We start from the raw sequence: 22,893 nt of genomic DNA, 5'->3' as shown, positions 1-22,893 counted from the left end.
ACAAATAAATATATGTGGTATGCATGGATCTGGAATGGGACGAGGAAAAACGTCAGCGAAATCTGAAGCAGCGTGGATTGGATTTCGCTGACGTTGCGTGGTTCGAACCGGAAAGTGTGATTACGCTTCGGGATGAGAGAGCGGATTACGGTGAGCCGCGCTTCAACTCCTATGGCTTACTGCGTGGTGTGCCATGCTGCTTTTGCTGGACACCCAGAAACGGACGCATTCGGATTATTTCGCTGAGGAAAATCAATGACCGCGAAAGAAAAATCTACGAAGAACGCAGGAAAGCGACGGAATGATCTTCCCACGCTTGAGGACGTGGACAAGGGCTTGATCTCGTTGGACGATTACGAGATTGCCCATGGCGAAGACGGTGCCGAACTGACCGAAGCCGCAGCAAAGAACGCCGTATTTGTGTCGGACGTCCCCGAATTGAAAGCCATGTTTGAACGCGCCCGTGGCCAGCGGGGCCAGCAGAAAGCCCCGGTGAAAGAACGCATCGGCCTTCGGCTCGACCACGACATTGTCGAGCATTTTCGCAAGATGGGCCCGGGCTGGCAAAGCCGGATCAATGATGTGCTGGCGGGGTATGTGAAGGCGGATGGGAAGTGACCATTGCTGAATTGACGCCGTGGATGCCTTTGGTCGTAGCATGTCTGACTGCACTTGCTGCGTTTACAGGATACGCATGGAACAAGAAAATTGACCGAAAACATGCTTTGATAGAAACACGGCGAACTGCATATCGGAATTACCTCAGTGCCTTTATGGCAATGTCTGATAGCCCAGAAAGGGTAGAAGAGATCCTCCGTAGCTTCTATCAAAGTGAAGTTGAGCTTCTTGTCGTTGGATCAGATGCCGTAATACAGAAGATAGGAAAGCTCTCCAGCTTTTATGCTGCCACTAATTCAGATCGCTGGAATCGCGATGCATCCGAGGTTCGGCGGCTAGTAGCGGAGATTTGTAAAGCCATGCGTGCGGATTGCTTTGAAGCATCCCGTTTGTCGATCGATGAAATCCAGGCACTCGTGCCGATAGCGTAATATGAGAATAGCACGATGAAATTCACACTCTCCTGGCTGAAGGATCATCTGGAAACAGATGCGACTCTAGACGAAATCTGCGAGCGCTTGACCGCCATCGGCCTTGAGGTCGAGGATGTCGATGACCGTGCGGCCTATAAGCCCTTCACTATCGCGAAAATCCTGACGGCCGAAAAGCACCCGGAAGCGGACCGTTTGAAGGTTCTGAGCGTCGATGCTGGCGATGGCAAACCAGTCCAGATCGTCTGCGGCGCGCCGAATGCGCGTGCGGGGCTGGTCGGGGCGCTTGCCCGGCCCGGCACCTATGTTCCGGGCATCGATGTGACGCTTTCGGTCGGTAAGATCCGGGGCGTTGAGAGCCATGGCATGATGTGCTCTGAAAAAGAGCTGAACATCTCCGAGGATCATAACGGCATCATCGACCTGCCGGAGGATGCGCCGGTCGGGACATCGTTTGCCTCCTATATCGGCCTGGATGACCCGGTCATCGAGATCAACCTGACGCCGAACCGCCCGGATTGCACCAGCATTTACGGCATTGCCCGCGATCTTGCCGCCTCCGGTCTCGGCAAGCTGAAAGCGCCGAAGGCGCCGTCCTTCGCCGTGGAAGGCGAGACAGCGCAGGATGTCCGCATCGAGCTGGACGATGCCCGCCTCTGCCCCGGCTTTGCCTACCGTCTCGTGCGCGGCGTGAAGAATGGGCCCAGCCCGAAATGGATGCAGCAGCGGCTGAAATCCATCGGCCTGCGCCCGATTTCGGTGCTTGTGGATGTGACCAATTACATGACCTTCGATCAGGGCCGCCCGATGCATGTCTTCGATGCGGACAAGGTGAAGGGCACGCTCACCGTGCGCCGCGCAACGCAAGGCGAAGAAATTCTGGCGCTCGATACCCGCACCTACAAGCTCAGCCCCAATACGGTGGTGATTGCCGATGACAATGGCGTCGAATCCATCGGGGGCATCATGGGCGGCGAGCATTCCGGCTGCGATGAAAACACCGTCAACGTGCTGGTGGAATCGGCGCTGTGGGACCCGATCAACATTGCCAAAAGCGGCCGCAGCCTCGGCATCATCACCGATGCGCGCTACCGTTTCGAGCGTGGCGTGGACCCGGAATACATGATTCCCGGACTGGACCGCACCACGCAACTGATCGTCGAAATGTGCGGCGGCACCGCGGCGGCTTCCAGGGTGGTGGGCTATAAGGGCCATGAGAAGAAGCTTGTCAGCTTCCCCTTCTCGGAAGTGAAGCGCCTGACCGGCCTCACCGTCTCCAATGCGGAAGCCCGCGCCATCCTGACCGGCCTCGGCTTCGAGGTTGAGGGCGATGGCGAGGTGGTGACTGTTGCCGTTCCCTCCTGGCGGCCGGACGTGGATGGCAAGGCCGATCTCGTGGAAGAGGTCATGCGCATTCACGGCGTGGACAAGATCAAGCCCGAGCCGCTGCCGCCAACCGGTAGTGTCAATGGCCGCATCCTCACCACCTTGCAAATCCGCACCCGCACCGCACGCCGTGCGCTGGCCTCGCGCGGAATGCTGGAGGCCGTCACCTGGTCCTTCATTCCGGAAGATCAGGCGAAGCTGTTCGGCGGCGGCAGCGCGGCACTCAAGCTTGCTAACCCGATTGCCGCCGATATGTCGGACATGCGCCCATCGCTATTGCCGGGCCTGCTGGCCGCTGCCCAGCGTAATGCCGATCGTGGTTTTGGCGATGTGGCGATCTTCGAGGTGTCCGGCACCTATGAGGGCGACACGCCGGAAGGCCAGCGTCGCGTGGCAGGCGGCATTCGCCGCGGCACGGCTTCGGTGGCCGGGTCTGGCCGCATGTGGTCCAACACCGCCAAGGGCGGCGGCAAGCCTGTGGATGTCTACGACGCCAAGGCCGATGCGCTTGCCGTGCTGGAGGCCTGCGGATTGCCGATGGCCAATGTGCAGATCGAACAGGGTGGACCGGACTGGTATCATCCCGGTCGTTCCGGCACGATCAAGATGGGGCCGAAGGTGGTGCTGGGTCATTTCGGAGAATTCCATCCCAAGACGCTTTCGGCGCTGGATGTTTCAGGCGCACTTTGCGGCTTCGAGATCTATCTCGATGCCATGCAGGAGCCGAAGAAGAAGGCCACCCGCACCAAGCCGGCGCTGGAACTTTCGCCCTTCCAGATGGTGAAGCGCGACTTTGCTTTCGTCGTCGATAGCAAGGTGGAGGCAGGCAGTCTGATCAAGGCCGCCAGCAGCGCCGACCGCAAGCTGATTACCGGCGTGAATGTCTTCGACGTGTTCGAGGGCGCAAGCCTTGGCGAGGGCAAGAAGTCCATCGCCATCGAAGTGCTGATCCAGCCGGTAGACAAAACCCTGACGGACGAGGATTTCGATGCGCTGACGAAAAAGATCGTCGGCAATGTCGAGAAAACCACAGGCGGCGCTCTGAGAGCCTGACGCCGTTTCGCCGTCGAAGAGGCGGCGAGATATTCTTGAAAGCGGGGCCATTGCAAATGGTCCCGCTTTTTCCCTGCATCCGTCAGAGCGCTTTATTTTACGTATTTGCGGACAGAAAACCGGTATCCCCTTTTTTCGGGACAAGGGTCCGTCGGCACATTATTCAAAGGCTCGAAAATGCCAAAGCATCCTCGCCTGGATGCGGTCAGGCTGCCTTGCGAGACCGGAAGGCCGCCACGACAAGCAGGCAATTGATAAGGCCGACATTGTAACCTGCCAGCGCCAGAAGAAGATCGATGATCGCGACCGACCCGACACTGAAAACAGCGGCGGCCGAGAATGAGGCCACCAGCAAAAGCGACACCGTGATGAGTGCCATAAGGCTTCTGGTTGCGCCCGTGGCAACGCCAATCATCATCGCTATCAGAAAGGTCATCGGCTTGATCCGCTCTACGCAACACTATTCAACACTCTTAGCGGAAGAGTCTTAACGAACATTGTCGGCGGGAAGTGTTGTGAGAGTAGAACTACAGCGCCGTGCGTTTTATCAAACGCACAAAGGACGCTGTAAAACTTTAAATCTGCTGCATAATTTTCACCTTAAATCGATTCCGATTTAAGGAATTATGCAGTAGAGCATTTCCAGCAAAAGTGTTGTCGGTTTTGCGTCCGGAAATGCGCCGAAACAAGACGTTAGAGCAATGCAGGTGAACTCGTGTTCACCGGAATTGCTTTAAAACCTTGGTCGTAGACGTTGCTTCACGCTGTCCAGTCAATTTTCGTGCAGCATCCATGACCTTTCAGGCCATTTCGGCCACGAACATGCGATAAAGCCCGTTATCGTCCGGGTTGAAGACGGTGGAGGCTTCGGCAGTGCCGCGATTGGCGGCGTCCCCCGCAAGGGCGTCCAGCCAGTTTGCAGGCGGATAGGATGCGGCTTGTTCTTCGTCCATTGCTTGCGGCAGAGTCTCTGCAAAGGGTTCACGCATTTCAATGCGCGGACGGGAGAAAAAGGAGCCGATGAGCTGGCCGTCGTCATGGGCGGCACCGAGGCGGAGAGTACGCTCGGCTGCATTGGCACCGATTGGGGATGTAGGCATGTCTGAACTCACGCTGAAATCCGTCATGGTTACTCTTTATCCTGCGGATCAACATTGCGCAGGCACATCGTTTCCGTTCGCAAAGGCATATAAAAGACACAGCAATACCACTCCAGACCGTGCAAAGCGGCCGGGGATACATGCTGAGCAAGTCTATGCCGTTGATTACAAATCGAAATTCACATTTTCGACTGACGTCCCTCAACAGATGTCAGGCAATTTCGCAGGGCACACCTTCCGCTGTCATTGCGGAAAAAAGCGCCCTTTCGCTCCGTGAGGCTAGGCTCAAATCTTTAATAAAGGCCTTCCAAAATTACTTCCAACCGAGGAAATTCGGCAAGTATCAACCTTAACGATGCCCCATCACGAAGGTCAGCCGCAACATGGCGCGGCCCGACGGGTAGCTTCACGGCAGGAGGCGCGATCCGGCCATCGGTTGATGCCTGTTTGCGGCGATCGCAACTGCCTGCCATGGTTGGCGCGGCCTGCTTTTCAGCCGTAGAGCCGATGCCTCTGGCGTGCGCGGGCGCGTACCTCATCAAAGCTCCATTCCTTCAAAAGGCGGCCATTTTCCCAGACGGGCTGAAGAAAATTTTGACGGCCACCCAATTCTTCCCGGCGAATGGCGACCAACTCAGCCTCCTCCTCCACCACCGCCTGACGTCCCGCGCGGGGCAGTTTTTCATGCATGTTTACGGGACGCCGCGACATGTCGCGCCAACTGCCGTCACCATCCTGAATCGCGCTGCCCTTCATGGTGAAGGAATAGGTGTCGCGGCTTACCTTCTGCAATTGCGATGCCCCGATGCCGAAGGAAATGTTTTCGGCGGAAAAGCCCATGCCCTCCAATCGCCCCAGGATCATGGTAATGTCACGCAGGGAAACGCCATCGGCCTGAAGGACGCGAACCTTGTCGTCCAGCACCTTGTAACCCTTGCCGTTGAGCCTTGTCCCGAAATGATAGGCAAGCTGCGAAACGGCCTGAACGGGCGTATCGATGGGGTCGCCGCTATCGGGCCGCACGATCAGCAGGCCGGGCTTGGCGCGCACGCGCGGCTGCAACAGCTTGCCCCACAGTTCCGAAAGGGCGTGGTGAATGTCGTAACTGTCCGAAACGACGGAATAGGCCGGATAATCGCCAAACTGATCGATCATATGGGCAAAGGATTGCGCCTCGCGCTCCTGTCCCCAGGCAATCATGGTGGTATGTTCGGAAGCGGGCATGGAAAAACCCGCCATCTTCGCCCCGTAATAGCGCCGCGCGCACATGACCGCCGCCAGCGTATCGGTGTTTTCAAACAGCAGAAGATTGGCCGCCCCGCCAATACCGGCCTGTTCGAGGCTGGTGGCGCCCCGCGCGCCATATTCGGCAAGCCGCGTTGGCATGAGTTCTTCGGGATCGTCGCAGCTCTTTTCCAGAAAAGGCATCAAAGTGCGCTTCACATGGCGAAGTGCGCTTGCCACCGTGGACGGATACCAGACCGCCCGCAATAGCGCGGTTTCCACATAGCCCGGCAGCCAAAAGCAGGCGGGATCGGTGTTTACCACCTGCACCAGCGGCAGGCCGCGCCGCACCACCATGCCCTCCGGCAGGGCTTCGATGCTGAGCGGCAGGAAGCCGCCATGCTTGCTGAGAATATGCTGCCATCCGGCCTTGTCGAAAGGTTGGCCATGCAGCGCCGCCACCTCCTCCGCCTCGTCAATATCGGCTGCCGTCACCGGCTGGCTCAGATAATCCTTCAGAAAGATCTGCAAGCCGAAAAACACGATTTCCGGCATCACGGAGGTTCCGCGCGTGGTGATATAGGCGCTGACGGCCTGCACGCCTGGCGGATATTGCAGAAAATGCCCCAGCTTGTAACTGTCGGTGTTGAGAATGGGATTGACTCGGCTCATGCTGGCTCACCGGCTGTTTGAGGCAATACCGGCACCGCGCCGGTCTGGAATGATTTGAACTCTCAAGGCCATAGGATAACATAAATCCTTAAATCCGGATTTATTTCGCCAGAGCTTCCCGGATCGGCAAAGCGCGCGGCAGAACGAAAAGCCGGGTTCCGTGCTTCCTGTCCATGCTCTATTGCCCTGTCTTGACCGCATAGAGTTTTAATCCCTCGGCCGATGGCAGGGGCTGGAGGTAGTCGGGCACATTCCCCTTCGTCAGTTGCGCATAGAGCCCGTCGGGCTTGAGGGCAGCCAGATCCTCTGTCAGAACGGATGTGTGACAGAAGGCGATGATCCCCACGTCAGCGCCCCGCAACAACGCTCTGGCATCGTCGGGCGTCGAAAGGCCGATATAGAGTTCGGTGAGCATTCCGCGCTGGTTGCGATGATAGGGCGCGGCCAGCACCCTGTGAGGGGTGAAGCGGAGGATCGGCGAGCCGCCATCTATATCGGCAACCACCGTCGTTGGCGCAAGTGCGGCCAGCGGTGCCAGCGCTTCGCGGCTGAAACAGCTTTCGCGGGAGGCGGCGGGGCTGGCATTTTCGGCGGCCCGGAAGCTTTGCAATGTGGGCCAGCCATTGCTCCACAGGCTGCCCATCATGGCCCAGCCTGCCGAAGGGGCTGTCAGCGTCGCCAGCACGAAGGCAAGTGCCGGTCCCGGCCTTTGCGGAGCCAGCCGGTGACGTTGGCGCAGATCGGCAATCAGCATACCGAGCGGCAAAATGGCGAGAAGGTTGGAAAACATCGTGCCGCGCACCTGAACCAGGGCCACGGCAAAACTGGCAAGCACCAGAAGCCCCATCGTGGCCTGCCGCTCCCGGTCCCCGCCCCGCCAAAGGTTGAACGCTGTGGCGCAAAGGGCCAGCAGACCGGAGGCATAAAAGGCCGCCAGCGCTTCGGGCTCGCTTTGGGCAACCACCCAGAACGAGCGGGCCTCGCCCACCTTGTCCAGCCACAGCTTCACCAGCATGGGATCAAGCTCTGCCAGCGGATTGCCGAGGCATTGCGGCGCAATCAGCTTCGCAGCAGCGGCACAGGCAAGCCCGATCAATGCCAGCACGGCAAGCCGCAGGCCGCGCGACAGGCCGCTTGTGGCAAGAACGCCAAGAAAAAGCAGGCCCGCCCCCAGCGTGGCCAGACCATAAAAGCCGAAGGACAAGGCATCGCAGGTCACGGTCATGTAGCGCTCTGCCGGGATGGTGCCGATAAAGACTGCCGTAACGCCAAGGCTGAGCGCCAGCGAAAATGCCATGGCCTGCCCCTGCATTGCCCGTCCCGCCAGCGCCCATTGCAGCGCCACCAGCGCGCAGACAACGGCAACAAGGGGCGTTGTTTCCGCACCGATGCCCAGCGCCAGTGCCGCCGCCACGCCCGCCACGCCATAGGCCATCCAGCCCGGCCTCGTCACCACTACGGCTGCCATGATCGCCACCAGACCGATCTGTGCATTGTGATGGTCGATTGCCCCCGGCAGGAAACGGTTGGAGCTGACAAGGTAGAGCAAGGTCAATAGCAGCATGACATGGCTCGTCACCCGCCCGCCCAGCCGCTCTCCGGCATAGGCGAAGGTCGCCAGCACCGGCAGGGTCAAAAGCAGGGGCCAGAGGGCAAGCGCCACGGCTTCTGCCTGCTCACCGCGAAAGAACAGGCCGCAAAGCCGGATCAGCGTGGCAATCGGCCAGTCGATCAGCCGCGACCAATGCATCAGGATCCCCGGCGGCAGCCCAAGCCTATATTGCATGAGGTCGAACCAGCCCTGCCCGGCAAGATAATCGCGCACCTCCACAAGCCGCATGGCGTCGTCATTGTCGCCGCCCACATAGTCCCGTTGCGAAGGCAGGGTCACGAGGCAGATAAGCCCGATGGTCAGCAGGGCGTAAACCAAGACCCGCCGGGTCAGGCTTGAAAACAGGGGGCGAGGAGCGTGGCTGGTCATCGCGGCATCCGGAAAGGGAGCGGCGCGGAGGCGCCCCTTTCATGGCAGGGGTTTCAACGGATTTCTCAAGCTTGAGGCAAAAAGCCGCAAACGCCGAAACCTAGCCTTAACTTTCTCTAGAAATAGTAAAGCGTGGCTGCCGGCGTGGCAGCCTCTCCTCTTTGTGTATCGAGTAAAACCATGAGTGATAGTGCCGGTCATCGCGTTGCGGTGCTGCTTCCCTGCTATAACGAAGCGGCAACGATTGCCGGCGTGGTGCGCGGCTTTCGCGAGGCGCTGCCGGACGCCACGATTTACGTCTACGACAACAACTCCACCGACGGTACCGCCCTTCAGGCCATGCTGGCAGGGGCACAGGTGCAGCGGGAAAGACGCCAGGGCAAGGGGCATGTGGTGCGCCGCATGTTTGCCGATGTCGATGCCGACATCTACATCATGGCCGATGGCGACGGAACCTATGCCCCCGAAGATGCCGAGGAGCTGATCCGCACCCTGCTGAGCGAGCGCGCCGACATGGTGGTGGGCACGCGCCGCGGCGTGCACCACGATGCCGGGCGAAACGGCCACGCCTTCGGCAACCGGCTGTTCAACGCGCTTTACCGCTTTCTCTTCGGCACCGGCTTTACCGATATTTTCTCCGGCTACCGCGCCTTTTCGCGCCGTTTCGCCAAGAGTTTTCCCGCCGTTTCTCCCGGCTTCGAGATCGAGACGGAAATGTCGGTTCATGCTGCCCGGCTGAAGCTGCCGGTGGCGGAGCTGGAACTGCATTACGGACGCAGGCCGGAAGGTTCGGTTTCAAAACTTTCCACCTTTCGTGACGGCGCCAGAATTCTCTGGATGTTCGCGATGCTGGCCAAGGAAACGCGGCCCTTTGCCGTGTTCGGGGTTTTTGCAAGCCTCATGCTGGCGGCAAGCCTGGGCTTCATGACCCCGGTGCTGCTGGAATATTTCCAGACCGGCCTCGTAAGCCGGCTACCGACCTGGATTTTCTCCCTGGCCCTGTTGATGATTGGACTGCTGCTTTTGACCGCCGGGCTCATTCTGGATTCCCTTGCCCGCGCAAGGGCGGAACATTTGCGGCTGCATTACATGAACCTGCCGCTTGGCCCCGCCGAAGTTCAGCCCCGCAAGGCGGCGAGCGCCAGACCCGGACATGCGGATGCAGCATGAAAAAGCTCATCCGTTTTGCCCTCGTGGGGAGCCTCGGCTTTGCCGTGGATGCGGCGGGGCTCTTGCTTCTTCTGGCGCTGACACCCCTTGGCCCCTTGAGCGCCCGCGCCATTGCCATGGCCGTGGCTATGCTCGTTACCTGGCAATGCAACCGGCTTTTCACGTTCGGCGCCTCGCGCCGCTCCATGCTGGTTGAAGGTTTCCGCTATGGCTCGGTCGGATTGGTTTCGGCCGTGGTCAATTATGCCGTTTACTGCGGATTGCTTCTGACCATGCCATTGCTGAAACCGCTGGCGGCGCTGGTGCTGGCCTCGATGGCCGCCATGGCCTTCAGCTTTTTCGGCTATTCGCGCTTCGTGTTCCGCAGGTAAAGGCAGGAAGCAAGCCGTTTCGCGTCATACCGCCTCCCAGCGGTCATGCCCGGCGGCACGGAAAATGGCATCCATGAAGCGCTGGTTGGCCCTGGAATTCTCCAGCGTCACGATTTCCACCGCCTCGCCTGCGGCTGCCCGCGCAAAGGCCTCCACCTCCAGACGGTATTGGCGGCTGTCCTGAAAACGGAAAATCCGGGATTCCGTGTGAGCCCGGTTGCTCCATTCCACCTCCTCCGCACCCCAGCGATCGGCGTTGAAAGGTGACTTCACCTCGATAAAGCCCTCCGTTCCATGAAACACCATGGATTGCCGGTTGGCCATCTGGGTGGAGACGTAAAAGCTCAATTCGAACGCGCCGAAATCGGCCTTGACGCTGGAATAAATATCCGTGCCGAAATCCGGGTCCCGTTCCACGACGGCCTGCACGCGCTCCGGTTCCATGCCGGTGACGAAGCGGGTGGTCATGGTGGGATAAACGCCGATGTCCGGCAGGACGCCGCCGCCGAGTTCGGGAATATTGCGCATATTGGCCGGATCGCGGTTGAAATAGGCAAAACTGCCCTGCACATGCCGCAGCCTCCCGATTGCGCCTTCGGCGACGAGCGCCCGGACCTTTTGCCAGACAGGCGTATATGTGACCATGTAGGCTTCCGACACCAGAACGCCATTCCGGTCACGCGCCTCCATCACCGCATCGATTGCGTCGGCGCGCAGCGCCAGCGGCTTTTCGCACAACACATGCTTGCCCGCATCCGCCGCCTTGATCGCCCACTCCACATGCTGGGCCGTGGGCAGGGGAATGTAAACGGCGTCGATCAGGTCGGAGGCCAGCAATTCCTCGTAGGAGCCAAAGGCATGGGGCACGGAAAACCGATCCGCCAAGGCCCGCGCCTTTGCCGCATCCCGGCTGGCAATGGCCGTGACGACGGCATGTTCGGCATCCTGAATGGCGGGAATAACCAGCTCGCGCCCGATTCGCGCCGTTGAAAGAATTCCAAATCGAAGCATATCTTACCTCTTGTCCGCGTGGCAGGGCGGATCGGTTTTCGAGGCCGAGCGGTCCCGCGACAGAAGACCCGGAGTCATTTTCCCTGACGTCCGGCATAGGCCTTCAAGATGGCGCCCGCGGTCATCAGATCCAGATGCGCGCCGCCGCCATTCTTGAAAACCGTTATATCATCCGGGCCCGTCCGGCCATTGGCGCCGGCTTCCAGATCGTAGAGATCGCCCAGAATATCCTCTCGCCGCAAGATGCCTTCGGCCAGCGGGGTCTTCAATTCGCCGATATGGTCCAGCGTGGTTTCCCGGCAATCGACGAAGATCCGCGCCTTCAGCAGCACTTCGTCATCGGCCTCGCGCATGTCGGGGCGGAAGGCGCCGATCAGGTCCACATGGGTTCCGGGCCGCAACCATTCCCCTTTCAGAATCGGGCTGTGGGACATGGTGGCGCTGGAAACAATGTCGGCCTCGGCCACCGCCTGCGGCAAATCCTGCACGCAGTCGGCGCGAATGCCATCCGTGGCCAGCCGGTCCACGAGTTTTTGCGCATTGGCGGCGGTCCGGTTCCAGATCATCACGCGGTCAATGCCGGGAAAAAGGGCGCTATAGGCAAGCGCCAGCGAATAGGACACCTCGCCTGCCCCGAGAATGAGCAGCTTGCGGCTGTCGGGACGCGCGAGTTTCAGCGCCCCCAACAGCGAATCAGCGGCGGTCTTCCATTTCGTCACCAGCTGGCTATCGATCAGCGCGGCGGGCGTGCCGGTCACAGCATCGAAAACGATCATCAAGCCCTGCACCGTGGGCAGGCCCTGCGCCGGATTTGCGGACATGACCGTCACCGTCTTCAACCCGATGCCGAGCCCGTCGATCCAGGCGGCGCGATTGAGCAGCGTATCGGCCTCGCGCGTCAGAAAAAGATCGCCGATACGCGCCCGCGCCTGCCGGTGGCCCAGGGAAATCGCCTCGACCACCTGCTGCCAGGACAAGTGGGCTTCAACATCGCATTCCTGAATAAAAGGCAAACCGGCCATGAGCAACATCATCCATCCTGAAGGGCGAAGCGAACCTGCCGCGCCGTGCGCATCATGTCCCAGCCCGCGACAACAGCCAAGGGCCAGTCGTGCCGGAGAGATACAACCTGAAATTTATTTCGCGAAAATTATTTATCGATGACGCAATTTGGCATTGCATCATATCAGAATATAAGCTACCGATAATGCCGTCCTGCAACGGACACATAATGAATCCTACAAGTATATTACGGATAATTTTTGCACAACGTGTGTAAATATCCGTATAGTTTTCCTTCCAGAATTAAAACTATTGATTCCCGCAGACAAAGTCAGAGGAATTGAACATCATGGAGATGCGAATCCGAAGATAAATTCATACCATCACCTCTCCCGAAGATGATGGTTCTATGAATTATTTTTGACGCAGCAAAATCTCTTCGGACCCTCGGAGAGATCGAAACAGTCAGAACATTTCCAGGTTGCAATTGCATCCTGCCTGATTATCCCGATTCGAAACCAGATTCCCGCTCGCTCTCATCACGAATGACATGCGAGAGGCCGACCTTTGCCAATCCGGGCCGGGTTGCTCCCGGCTCCCCTCATCAATATCCGGAGTTCCATCCATGTCCGACAGCAACCTGGCCCCGACGGGTCCGGCGACCGGCACCGCTGTGCCGCAACTTGCTCCCAATCATGCGACCGGCCAGACCGATCTGGTCTCATTGGCGCGCTATATGACAATGTTGATGCTGCGCAATGTCACCAGCGACGGCTACGTCATCGAAGATCCTGTCTCGCCGGGACAGTTTTCCCGTCCCGGCTGCGTCTTGGCGGCACCCTCCTACCCCGCCAATACGCCCGGCGTGGATCAGGATTACGTTTTCAACTGGGTGCGCGACGGGGCAATTACCGCCATCGAGATCGCTCTTGCCGATCTCCCGGCCTATCCGGGCGGGGCAGTGCCCACGCTTGCCGATTACGTAAGCTTTGCGGCCCTCTGTCAAAAAAACGCCGAGGCTTCGAACGATGTGACGCTGGGCCATGCCTGCTTCACCATTGGCGGGGCGGTGCGGCCGTGGTCTGAGCAGAATGACGGCCCCGCCATTCAGTCCATTGCGCTGATGACCCTGTTCAGCCAGCTCGATCAGCCGACACAGGCACTGGCCCGCCAGGTGATCGAGACGAACCTCTCCTACCTGCTCGACGTCTACCAGAACAAGACCACCAATCTCTGGGAGGAATATGCGGGCTATTCCTTCTTTGCCCGCGCCGTACAACTGCGTTTTTTCAAGGAAATTTCCACCAACAGTCTGGGGATTGCCGTGCCCGCTGGCGTGGCGGATGCCATTTCCTGGCTCACGCAGGCGCTGGAGCAGCACTGGAACGGCGAACTTTACGTCAGCGTTCTCGATGCCCCGGTCCAGCCGGGCTACGATGCCAATATCGATATTGTCTCGTCGGTCTGCTACGGCGCCGTCGATCCCATGGATACGCGGCTTCTGGCAACGGCTGCCATTTTGCGCCGCCAATGGGCCGATCCGGCTTCGCCAAGCTACTACCCCATCAACGGAGCCGATAAGGAAAAGGGGTACGGCCCGCTTTTCGGCCGCTATCCCGGCGATCATTATGACGGCGATGTCGCAGCCCCCGTGGAGGGCGGCCACCCCTGGGCGCTTTGCACCGCAAATTACGCGGAATTCCAGTATCGCCTCGCAACCGCCATCGAAGCGGCCGGAAAACTTCCCTATGACGATCTTTCCGCGCCCTTCTTCGCCGCGCTCGGGCTTGGCGCATCCAGCGACGTTGTCACGGCGGCAGCAGCCTTGCGGGCCTCGTCCGATGCCATGCTGCGCGCCGTGATCTATCACAGCGACCATTATGAGCTGAGCGAACAGTTCGACGGCGCGAGCGGCTATGAGAAAAGCGTCAGCAATCTCACCTGGAGCTATGCGGCTTTCCTTTCCGCCGTGCGAGCCCGCGGTACGGCAAGCCCCGCAGCGTCCGCCGCAAGCGCAAAGCGCACCGCCGCCCGCAAGGCCTGAAACACCCGCACCCTTCCCCTTTTTCCGCCTGCCGGGCGCACCAGCGCCGCAGGCCCATGGAGGTTCATTGTGCTTTTTCCCCACGAATCGGCGCTGAAGGCCGATGCCCACAAGGCTGCCGCAGCCAGGGATTACGACGTCGTTATTGTCGGCACCGGCATTTCCGGCGCCATCATCGCCCGCGAGGCGGTGGAGGCGGGCAAGCGTGTTCTGGTTCTCGAAGCCGGAAGCGGCGCCAACCGCAGCCTTGCCGGCTATGACGATCTTCTCACCAATTTCTACGCCGCCGCCAGCAAGGACAACCAGTCGCCCTTCCCGATCAATGCCAATGCCGCCATGCCCCGCAGCCCGCTGCTACGCAAGCTGGCGCCGGGCGAAACCGACAGTTCCACCTATATCGTCCAGTCCGGCCCCTATGTGAGCGACACCACCTATACCCGCATTTTCGGCGGCACCACCATGCATTGGGAGGCCAAGACGCCGCGAATGCTGGAATCGGATTTCGACACCAGAACCCGCTTCGGACAGGGACTGGACTGGCCCCTGACCCTTGCCGATTTGCAGGAAGACTATGAGCGCGCCGAGCGGGAAATCGGCGTTTCAGCCGATGTCGAGGACCAGCAATATCTCAACCAGACCTTCCCGGAAGGCTATGTCTTTCCCATGCGCGGCCTGCCGCTCTCCTATCTCGACCAGCAGGTTGACAAGGGCATTGCCGGCTCGAGCGTGGAGCTGGACGGAGCCTCCTATCCGCTGAAGGTGCGGCCCTATCCGCAGGGACGCAACGGCATTCCCAACCCCGCCTATGATGACGGCAAGGGCTTTCGCCCGGTGGGTGCGGTGGATACGCATCAGGTGGAGGAAGGCGGGCGCTGCCAGGGCAACACCAATTGCGTGCCGCTCTGTCCCGTGCAGGCCCGCTATCATTCCGGCAAGACCTTAGCCAAGGCCTTTCAGGTCAATGCGCGGCCCGGCGGCCACGGTCATATCGAGCTTCTGTCGCAGGCGGTGGCGTCTAAGGTCAATATCGATCCCAACAGCGGCAAGGTCGCCTCGCTGGAGGTGAAGATCTACAAAAGCCCCGGCTCGCCCGAACATGAAACCGTCACGGTGCGCGGCAAGGTCTTTGTTCTGGCGGCAGGCGCCATCGAAACCGCAAGGCTGATGCTGGCCTCCGGCCTGCGCAGCACCAGCGGTCTGATGGGCCGCAACCTCATGGACCACGCCTATCTGCTGAACTGGGCGCTGATGCCTGAGATTTGCGGCACCATGCGCGGCACAAGCTCCACCGGCGGCATCGTCGATCTGCGCGACGGCTCCTTCCGCCGCAATCAGGCCGCCTTCGCCATCGACATCCACAATGACGGCTGGGGCTGGGCCACCGGCGCACCGACCTCCGACCTTCTGGAGCTGGTGGACGACAAAAACCTGCACGGCCCGGCGCTGCGGCGCGGCGTGATCGACCGTGTGTCCCGGCAATTGCTGCTGGCCTTCATGATCGAGGTGATGCCGGAGGAAAGCAACCGCATCACCGTGGAGCCGAACTACACCGATCCGCTTGGCAATATGCGCCCGATCCTGTCCTTCACCGTGCCGGATTACACCATGCGCGGCGCAGCTTACGGGCGGCAATTCGCCCGCACCGTGTTCCAGCGGCTGGGCGCGGAGGATTACACCACTTACGACCCCGCCGATTTCGGCTATGTCGCCTATGAGGGCCAGGGCTATGCCATTCGCGGCGGCAACCATCTGGCAGGCACGCATATCATGGGCACGTCGAAGAGCAATTCGGTCGTGGACCGCAACCAGCGGAGCTGGGATCACGAGAACCTCTACCTCGTGGGCGGCGGCAGTATGCCGACCATCGGCACCGCCAATGTGACGCTGACGCTTGCCGCACTCTGCTACCGCACCAGCCGCGACATTCTGCGCAGCCTGCACTGACGGCGGCATCTCCCAAATTCCATTTCACGGAGCATCACCATGCCATCCTACAAGATTGAGAGCCTGCACGACCTGCGGGACATGCTGCAACGGGCCATGCAGCTCGAACATGCCACCATACCGCCCTATCTGACGGCGCTTTACTCGATCAAGCCGGGCACAAATGCCGATGCGGTGCAGATCCTGCGCGTCATCGCGGTGGAGGAAATGCTGCATCTGACGCTGGCGGCCAACATCCTGAACGCAGTTGGCGGAAAACCCGATCTGACACAGCCCGGCTTTGTGCCAACCTATCCGAGCGCCCTGCCGGATGGGGAAACGGATTTCCTCGTTTCCATCCAGCCCTTCAGCCGGGAAGCGGTGGAAAGCTTTCTCAAGATCGAGCGGCCCGCCCGCCGGCCGCATCACCTGATCGGCAAGGGGCTGATCCGGCGCAAGACGGAACCTGGCAAACAGCGGCTTGCCACGCCGCCCGGCCAGCCGGACCTGCATTTCTACAGCATCGGCGAATTCTATACCGTGATTTCCGAGGGCATCCGCTTTCTGGAGGAAGAGGCCCGCAAGGCAAAGACCACGATCTTTACCGGCGATCCCGCCCTGCAAATCACGCCGGAATATTATTATTCCGGCGGCGGCAACCTCATCGCCGTGACGGATCTGGACAGCGCGCTTGAGGCCATCGACCTGATTATCGAACAGGGTGAAGGCGATGGCGGCGGCATCTATGACGATGACGAGCATGAGCTGGCCCATTACTATCGCTTTCAGGAACTGTTTCTGGGCCGCTACTACCGCAAGGGCGACCGCCCCGGTCATCCCAGCGGTCCGCATTTGCAGGTGGACTGGCAGGGCGCCTATCCCATGCAGCCCAATGTGAAGCTGGCCGACATTCAGCAGGGAAGCGAGCTTTACGATGCAACGCGCGCTTTCAACGACCGTTACGGCGCGTTTCTGGCCCTTTTGACGCGGGCCTATAATGGCGAGCCGCAATTGCTGACGGATGCCGCCGTGCCGCTGATGTTCGAATTCCGCAACATCATGCAGGAGCTGATCCGCAATCCCCTGCCGGGAAAACCGGGGCGCAATGGCGGGCCGACCTATGAAATCGGAACGGCGAGCCAAAAGACCGCGCCAAGCCCGAAGGAGGCCGTGGCATGAGTGCCCGTTTCGAACTCTTCCTTTCCCTTTCGGCCGAACTCACCGCCTTTACCCGCTTCGATCTCCTCGGAACCGGGCTTGCGGAGCTTTATTTCGCCACGCTGGAAAAGGTCGTGGGGCAGACAATCACCGACCGTCTGCTCGGTGCCTTTGAAGGCCTGCCGCCATCCCCGGCGCAGGAGCGGGTCCGGGCCCTGCGTCTCGCCATTCTCGGCGACGAGCTTCTGGGCGATGTGGCGCGCGCGCTGATCAAGCTCTGGTATTCCGGCACCTGGTTCCAGCTTCCCACCGATTGGAGCGAACGCTTTGGCCCCCACCCGAACGACACGACCTTCGTGGTGTCTCCCGAAGCCTATGTGGAAGGCCTGTTGTGGAAGGCCATCGGCGCCCATCCGGCGGGCGCCAAGGCGCCCGGCTACGGCTCATGGAAACTTCCGCCGTCAATACCGCCCATTCCGGCGTGAGCGCTGCCGCGCTTTGCTTTGGAAGGCCCGCCGACGGGAAGCCGCCCTGCGGCTTTCTCCAGAAATGCTCCAGCCACTCTTCCTTTTGAAACGGATTCTGTCATGACCTCACATCTTTCCCGCCTCACCCCCGACAAGGTCTGGATCGGCGTCATTCCGACGCTGTGGTGGAACGACGACTTCATCAATATCGATATCGGCATTCCCTATGAGCAGGCGCTCAGCGAAATGGCGCTGGCCGGCTATGTCGGCTGCGGTGTCGGCCACAAATACCCCACCGATCCTGCCGTGCTGCGTCCGCAGCTCGAACTGCGCAACCTGCGCATTTCCGAGCCCTGGGTCAGCACCTATTTCACCATCAAGGCCATGAAGCAGCAGACGCTGGCCAATGTGGACAAGCAGCTCGATTTTCTGGAAGCCATGGAAGGCGGCAGCGACGACCCGCGCCGCGCCGATCTGGTGGTGTCGGAATTCGGCGGTGCGGTCAATCCGCTGCCCGTGGCGCTTTTTCCCAATTGCCCGGAATTTTCCGGGGAGCAGTGGAAACATCTTATCGAAGGTCTGCATCTGGCCGGGGAAAAGGCCAAGGCCCGCAATCGCCGCCTTTGCTATCACCCGCATCTGGGCACCGGCGTCATGAAGACCGAGGCCATCCACCGGCTGATGGACGAAACCGATCCCACGCTCGTGCACATGCTGCTGGATACGGCCCATCAGGCGGCGGCAGGCGTCGATCCGCTGGCGCTTGCCAAGGCCTATGCGCCCCGCATCAAGCATGTTCACCTGAAGGACATTCGCGCCGATGTGGTGAAAACCATCCATGAGAAGGGCCTGTCCTTCCAGCAGGGCATTGAGGCAGGCATTTTTACCGTTCCCGGCAATGGCTCGATCAGCACCTTCCCGCAAATCCTCGATACGCTGGCGGCAGCGGACTTTGCAGGCTGGATCTGCGTCGAGGCCGAACAGGATCCGGCCAAGGCCGATCCGCTGGAATACGCGCTGATGGGCCGCGCTTACATACGCCAGCTCCTTGGCTGGTAGGCCCTGCACCCTTTTTCCGCACAATCCACCCTCAAGACGCTGGCCCGGCCAGCGGGAGTGACGATCATGCCTCATTCCGGCACGCGAAAGATCTATTTCAGCTTCTTCATGTTCACGGCGGACCTGCGCCCCACCGACAGCGCCTATACCGCCATTCTGGTAAGCCATCTCAAGGCCCTGACGGCCATGGGCTATCATGGCTTCGACGCTCACATCGCACCGGGCGATCCGGGCGGCGATCTTCAGGCGCAAGTGGAAAGTTACCGGCGGCTGCGCCACGCCTTCGATGCGGCGGGCTTTGCCGAAATTCCCTTCACAACCAATGTCGGCACCACCCGCACTTTCGATCCGACCTCGCCTTATGCCGAACAGCGCCATCAGGCGCTGCGCTATCTGAAATCGCGGGTGGACATTACCTCGATCCTCGGCGGCGAAAACACCATCATGTCCGGCCCCTTCCTCTATCCCTACGGCGTCTTTCCCACCACCGACGACGGGCAGGGAATCTGGAGCGACGCGCTTCACGCCTGGATGCAGCCACGCTATGCGGCGGCGCGCGACATTTTTCGCGAACTGGCCGACTATGCCGCCACAAAGAAGGTGAAGCTGGCCATCGAGCCGGTGAAAAACTGGGAGACCCCCGGCCCGACCATGGTGTCTGAGGCGCTCGACTTTCTGGACGGGGCGCAAGCTGGCGCCTGCGGCGTAACCATCGACAGTGCGCAGGTGGTGATGGAAAGTCAGGGCCCGGCGGTATTCCGGCAGAATGTGGCGCGCGCCGTCGCGCAGAACCGGCTCCATTACTTCCACGTTTCCGCACCCGACCGCGGCGCGATCGCCGATTGCTGGATCCCCTGGGACATCATGCTGGGCGAGATCGAGCCGGTTTATTCCGGCCCATATCTGGTGGAGGTGTTCAATGCCATCGAACCCTTCGAAAGCTCCATGCGCATGACCCGGCGGCGCTTCTGGCGTCCGGGCGAGGATGCGCCGGTGGCAGGCGTCGAAAGTGCCTATCAGGTGGCCGAGGCAGCGCTGAAAACGCTTCGCCGCGAACTGGACGCCCATGCCTCAAAGGCCCGCCAGCGCGCCTGACGTCAGGCAGAGCCTGCCATCAGACCTGTCCAACGCCTCTTCACGTTTCAGGAGACCCCCATGGTTTTGCAATTACCGCCGCCCATCGTTACCGTCCGGCATCTGGACAAGGTGCGGATTCACACCTTCATCTCGGCCTATACCGAAGACAATATCGCCAATGCCACGCATATCATCGAAAGCGAAAAGGAACTGGTGCTGATCGACGGGCAATTCCTCGTTCCCTATGCCGAACAGTTTCGCGCCTATGCCAACGGATTGAAAAAGCCCATCAACCGCCTCTACCTTTCCCATCGCCATCCCGATCACTGGTTCGGTCTTTACGCAGCCTTTGCCAATGTGCCGGTCTATGCTCTTCAGGAAACCATCGATTTCCTGAAAACCGATGGCCAGACTTCCCTTCAGGACCACTGGAAAATGGGCAACCTGGCGCCGAACGACGTTCTGATCCCCCAACACGCCGTGGAGGCTGGCACGACGGAGGTCATCGACGGCGTGACCTATGTGTTCGACAAGATAGTCGATACGGAAATCGACTATCTCCTGACCATTCGCCTGCCGGACCAGCGCGTCTTCATCGCGCAGGACCTCATCTATAGCGGCACGCATCTTTACCTCACCAAATACATGAACCACTGGATCGATATTCTGGGCAGGATGCTGGCTTCGGAAGACGAGTTGTTTCTGCCCGGCCACGGCCTGCCTGCCGACAAGGACGAGGTGGCCCGCAACATCCAGTATCTGACCATTGCCATGGAAGCGGTGGAACGCGGCCTGACCAACGATGCCTTCCAGCGCTTCATGATGGAAAGCTTTCCCGAACGCAAATGCGCGGGGATTTTCAAAATCTATATGCCCCGCCTCTTCGACAATGCCAGCGAGTTCTGAGCCTCTGCCGCTCGCTTTCCTCCCAACCCGACGTGACGAGCCTGCGCCGCAAGACCGGCAGCAGCCATGAAAGGACCATGCCATGACCGATAGCTATACCGTTGGCCGCTACCTTGTGGACCGGCTGAAGCAGCTTGGCCTCAAGCACCTGTTTTCCATTGCCGGAGACTATTCGATCGACTGGGTCACGAATTACGTTGCCCCCGGCGGCATTCAGGTTATGCAAGAAGTCAACGAGCTGAACGCCGGCTATGCCGCGGACGGATATGCGCGCATCAACCGCATCGGCGCACTTTGCACCACCTATTCCGCAGGCGCGCTTTCGGCCACCAATGCCATTGCGGGCGCTTTTGTGGAGCGCGTTCCCGTCGTGCTGGTCAATGGCGCGCCGAGCATTCAGCGCACGCTGAATTTCGAGCAGACGGGCTATAGCTCGCACCACTTCATCAGCAGCAAGCAGACCGACCTTCAAGTCTTTCAGTATATCACCGCAGCAGCCGTGCGCATCGACAGCCCGCATATGGCGCCCATGCTGATCGATTATGCCCTGACCCAATGCATCAGCGCGCGCCAGCCGGTCTACATCGAATTGCTGGAAGACATGGTGGACATGCCCTGTGCCGCCCCCGTGGGCCTGCTTTCACCCGCGCCCTGCCTTTCCAATGCCGCCAGCCTGCAACAGGCCATAGACACGATCGGCCAGAGATTGCAGTGCGCCCAGCATCCGTTGATCTGGCTTGGACCGGAAATCGACCGCTACGGCCTGCATGACAAGGCAACAGCCCTGCTGCACCAGCTCAAGCTTCCCTTTGTTACCGAATTGATGAGCAAATCCGTCCTGCCGGAAAGCGATGGCCAGTTCGTCGGGGTTTTCGATGGGCAATCCTCCTCCGCACAGGTGCAAAAGCAGATGAGGGACGCCGATTTCGTGCTGGCGCTCGGGGTCTGGCTCACCGACATCAACGATCTTGGCTGGGCGCTCGATGAAAACAACACCGCCTTCGCCTCATGGCAGACGCTGAAATTCGGCACGAACTTCGATACCGAAGTGGCGTTGAGCGACCTCATCGATGGCCTGCTGGCAGCACAGCTCATGCCGAAAATCCCGGATTTCACCCCAGCCGCCCCGCTGCCATCGCCAGCGGCCAGCGACGCCGACAAAGTGACCTATCAGGGCTTTTATCAGAGCATTCAAAACCATATCGACGAAAATACACTGGTGGGCGCCGATGCCAGCCTCAATTATTTCGGCGGCATGGCGCTCAAGGTCAGCGCGCCGTCCGGCTTCATCATCCAGTCCTCTTATTCCTCCATCGGCTATATGACCGCCGCCGCCACCGGCGTTTGCCTCGCCAAGGCTGAAAACCAGCGTCTCATGGTGTTTTCCGGCGATGGCGGCTTCCAGATGACCGCACAGGCGCTGTCCACCCAGACCCGCTTCGGCCTCGACCCCATCATCTTCATCATCGACAATGGCATTTACGGCGTGGAACAATGGCTGGCCGATGCATCCGTGTTCAATACGAAGAAGCCGGTCTTCGATGCCTGCGTGCTGCATCGCTGGAACTACAGCAAGCTTGCCGACGTCTTCGGTTGCAAAGGCTGGAAGGTGGAAACCTATGGCGAGCTGAAACAGGCCGTGGAGGAGGCAAAAGCCAATCGCGGCGCTCCATCGATCATTCAGGTCGTGGTGGACCGCTATTCCATTCCAGACAATGCCGCCTGGAAGGAGTGAGGCCTGCGGCAAGGCAACCTTAACCCTTTATCGGAGCCTTGTCCGACATGGCTTACAGGAAAGGCGACAGACATCGCCTTTCGGGTCCTGCCCATCTTTCAAAACAGGTAAAGTCGGCCAGAATGATCAAAACCCAAAATGCAAAAAAGCCCGGCAATGCCGGGCTTTTTTTGATGTTCCACAAACCTTGTGCAAGGTTCGGAAACCGGAATTTGGTGCCCAGAAGAGGACTCGAACCTCCACGTCTTGCGACACAGGTACCTGAAACCTGCGCGTCTACCAATTCCGCCATCTGGGCGACGAGGAGCCGTTTAAAGGGCCTCCCCATTTCTGTCAACTCGGTTTTTGAAGCTTTCGTGTCAAAGCGTGCCGAGAACCCTCGAAAAAGCCCGGATTTGCCGGGTATGTTGATGCATGAATGAAGTTAAAATATAACATATTCAGGTGCTTGGCGGTAAATTGAAAAATTGCGCCCGCGAGCCTCAAAACGGCGATTTCAAAGGCG

At 59.8% G+C, this 22,893-nt stretch carries 20 protein-coding genes and 1 tRNA gene; 14 read left to right on the top strand and 7 right to left on the bottom strand.

Annotated elements, in window-relative coordinates; all coding sequences use genetic code 11:
- Positions 1-23: 23 nt before the first annotated feature.
- Genes T424_RS22065 through pheT form a run of 4 tightly spaced genes read left to right on the top strand, consistent with a single transcriptional unit; the run spans position 24 to position 3,488 of the window.
- Positions 24-305: a BrnT family toxin gene (locus T424_RS22065; protein WP_084268475.1), complete on the top strand. Its 282-nt coding sequence runs from the start codon at positions 24-26 to the stop codon at positions 303-305.
- Positions 256-618 (top strand): BrnA antitoxin family protein, encoded by a 363-nt coding sequence (locus T424_RS20780; RefSeq protein ID WP_051558924.1) that lies wholly within the window; start codon positions 256-258, stop codon positions 616-618. Before T424_RS22065 ends, T424_RS20780 begins: the two co-directional genes overlap by 50 nt.
- Positions 615-1,049, top strand: a complete 435-nt coding sequence (locus T424_RS0110855; protein ID WP_027487751.1) for a hypothetical protein — start codon at positions 615-617, stop codon at positions 1,047-1,049. The genes T424_RS20780 and T424_RS0110855 overlap by 4 nt, the downstream gene beginning before the upstream one ends.
- Positions 1,050-1,064: 15 nt before the next feature.
- A complete protein-coding gene (pheT, locus tag T424_RS0110850; protein ID WP_027487750.1) occupies positions 1,065-3,488 on the top strand; it encodes a phenylalanine--tRNA ligase subunit beta in 2,424 nt (807 codons plus the stop codon).
- Positions 3,489-3,693: 205 nt separating this feature from the next.
- On the opposite strand, the gene T424_RS0110845 is transcribed toward pheT, so the two are convergent.
- The 4 genes from T424_RS0110845 to T424_RS0110830 form a co-directional block, all read right to left on the bottom strand.
- The gene (locus tag T424_RS0110845; RefSeq protein ID WP_027487749.1) at positions 3,694-3,924 is read right to left on the bottom strand and encodes a hypothetical protein; all 231 of its coding nucleotides are present in this window, start codon (positions 3,922-3,924) and stop codon (positions 3,694-3,696) included.
- Positions 3,925-4,288: 364 nt separating this feature from the next.
- The gene (locus tag T424_RS20775; protein WP_154664877.1) at positions 4,289-4,588 is read right to left on the bottom strand and encodes a hypothetical protein; all 300 of its coding nucleotides are present in this window, start codon (positions 4,586-4,588) and stop codon (positions 4,289-4,291) included.
- 492 nt (positions 4,589-5,080) lie between these two features.
- Positions 5,081-6,484, bottom strand: a complete 1,404-nt coding sequence (locus T424_RS0110835) for a nicotinate phosphoribosyltransferase (RefSeq protein WP_027487748.1) — start codon at positions 6,482-6,484, stop codon at positions 5,081-5,083.
- Positions 6,485-6,662: 178 nt separating this feature from the next.
- Entirely contained in the window at positions 6,663-8,465 is a 1,803-nt protein-coding gene (locus T424_RS0110830) for a hypothetical protein (RefSeq protein WP_027487747.1), read from the bottom strand.
- 180 nt (positions 8,466-8,645) lie between these two features.
- Between T424_RS0110830 and T424_RS0110825 the strand changes: the two genes are divergently transcribed.
- A complete protein-coding gene (locus tag T424_RS0110825; RefSeq protein WP_027487746.1) occupies positions 8,646-9,635 on the top strand; it encodes a glycosyltransferase in 990 nt (329 codons plus the stop codon).
- Positions 9,632-10,006, top strand: coding sequence for a GtrA family protein (locus tag T424_RS0110820; protein WP_027487745.1), 375 nt, complete (start codon positions 9,632-9,634; stop codon positions 10,004-10,006). The genes T424_RS0110825 and T424_RS0110820 overlap by 4 nt, the downstream gene beginning before the upstream one ends.
- Before the next feature lie 24 nt (positions 10,007-10,030).
- Here the strand turns inward: T424_RS0110820 and T424_RS0110815 are convergent, their stop codons facing one another.
- Positions 10,031-11,017 carry a Gfo/Idh/MocA family protein gene (locus T424_RS0110815; RefSeq protein ID WP_027487744.1) on the bottom strand — a complete coding sequence of 329 codons (987 nt, stop codon included), beginning with the start codon at positions 11,015-11,017 and terminating at the stop codon, positions 10,031-10,033.
- 74 nt (positions 11,018-11,091) lie between these two features.
- Positions 11,092-12,039, bottom strand: coding sequence for an ornithine cyclodeaminase family protein (locus T424_RS0110810; RefSeq protein ID WP_154664876.1), 948 nt, complete (start codon positions 12,037-12,039; stop codon positions 11,092-11,094).
- A gap of 605 nt (positions 12,040-12,644) precedes the next feature.
- On the opposite strand from T424_RS0110810, the gene T424_RS20770 reads away from it, so the two are divergent.
- The 8 genes from T424_RS20770 (at position 12,645) to T424_RS0110770 (ending at position 22,388) form a co-directional block, all read left to right on the top strand.
- Positions 12,645-14,063 carry a glycoside hydrolase family 15 protein gene (locus tag T424_RS20770; RefSeq protein WP_051558923.1) on the top strand — a complete coding sequence of 473 codons (1,419 nt, stop codon included), beginning with the start codon at positions 12,645-12,647 and terminating at the stop codon, positions 14,061-14,063.
- A gap of 69 nt (positions 14,064-14,132) precedes the next feature.
- Positions 14,133-16,007 (top strand): GMC oxidoreductase, encoded by a 1,875-nt coding sequence (locus tag T424_RS0110800; protein ID WP_027487742.1) that lies wholly within the window; start codon positions 14,133-14,135, stop codon positions 16,005-16,007.
- Between the two features lie 39 nt (positions 16,008-16,046).
- Complete coding sequence (locus T424_RS0110795; protein ID WP_027487741.1) at positions 16,047-17,165, top strand: ferritin-like domain-containing protein; 1,119 nt, start codon at positions 16,047-16,049, stop codon at positions 17,163-17,165.
- Positions 17,162-17,629 carry a hypothetical protein gene (locus tag T424_RS0110790; RefSeq protein ID WP_027487740.1) on the top strand — a complete coding sequence of 156 codons (468 nt, stop codon included), beginning with the start codon at positions 17,162-17,164 and terminating at the stop codon, positions 17,627-17,629. The genes T424_RS0110795 and T424_RS0110790 overlap by 4 nt, the downstream gene beginning before the upstream one ends.
- Positions 17,630-17,731: 102 nt before the next feature.
- Positions 17,732-18,670: a myo-inosose-2 dehydratase gene (gene iolE / locus T424_RS0110785; protein WP_027487739.1), complete on the top strand. Its 939-nt coding sequence runs from the start codon at positions 17,732-17,734 to the stop codon at positions 18,668-18,670.
- Positions 18,671-18,736: 66 nt separating this feature from the next.
- The gene (locus T424_RS0110780) at positions 18,737-19,765 is read left to right on the top strand and encodes a sugar phosphate isomerase/epimerase family protein (RefSeq protein ID WP_027487738.1); all 1,029 of its coding nucleotides are present in this window, start codon (positions 18,737-18,739) and stop codon (positions 19,763-19,765) included.
- A 60-nt stretch (positions 19,766-19,825) separates the two neighbouring features.
- Complete coding sequence (locus T424_RS0110775; protein WP_027487737.1) at positions 19,826-20,653, top strand: MBL fold metallo-hydrolase; 828 nt, start codon at positions 19,826-19,828, stop codon at positions 20,651-20,653.
- Positions 20,654-20,735: 82 nt separating this feature from the next.
- Positions 20,736-22,388, top strand: a complete 1,653-nt coding sequence (locus T424_RS0110770) for an alpha-keto acid decarboxylase family protein (protein ID WP_027487736.1) — start codon at positions 20,736-20,738, stop codon at positions 22,386-22,388.
- A gap of 213 nt (positions 22,389-22,601) precedes the next feature.
- Here T424_RS0110770 and T424_RS0110765 read toward each other — a convergent pair.
- Positions 22,602-22,686, bottom strand: a tRNA-Leu gene (locus tag T424_RS0110765).
- Between the last annotated feature and the right edge of the window lie 207 nt (positions 22,687-22,893).

The sequence above is a fragment of the Allorhizobium undicola ORS 992 = ATCC 700741 genome (assembly GCF_000621665.1).
Lineage (GTDB): Bacteria > Pseudomonadota > Alphaproteobacteria > Rhizobiales > Rhizobiaceae > Allorhizobium > Allorhizobium undicola.
Note: the sequence above shows the minus strand (reverse complement) of the source record. Positions and strands in the feature narration are given on the sequence as shown.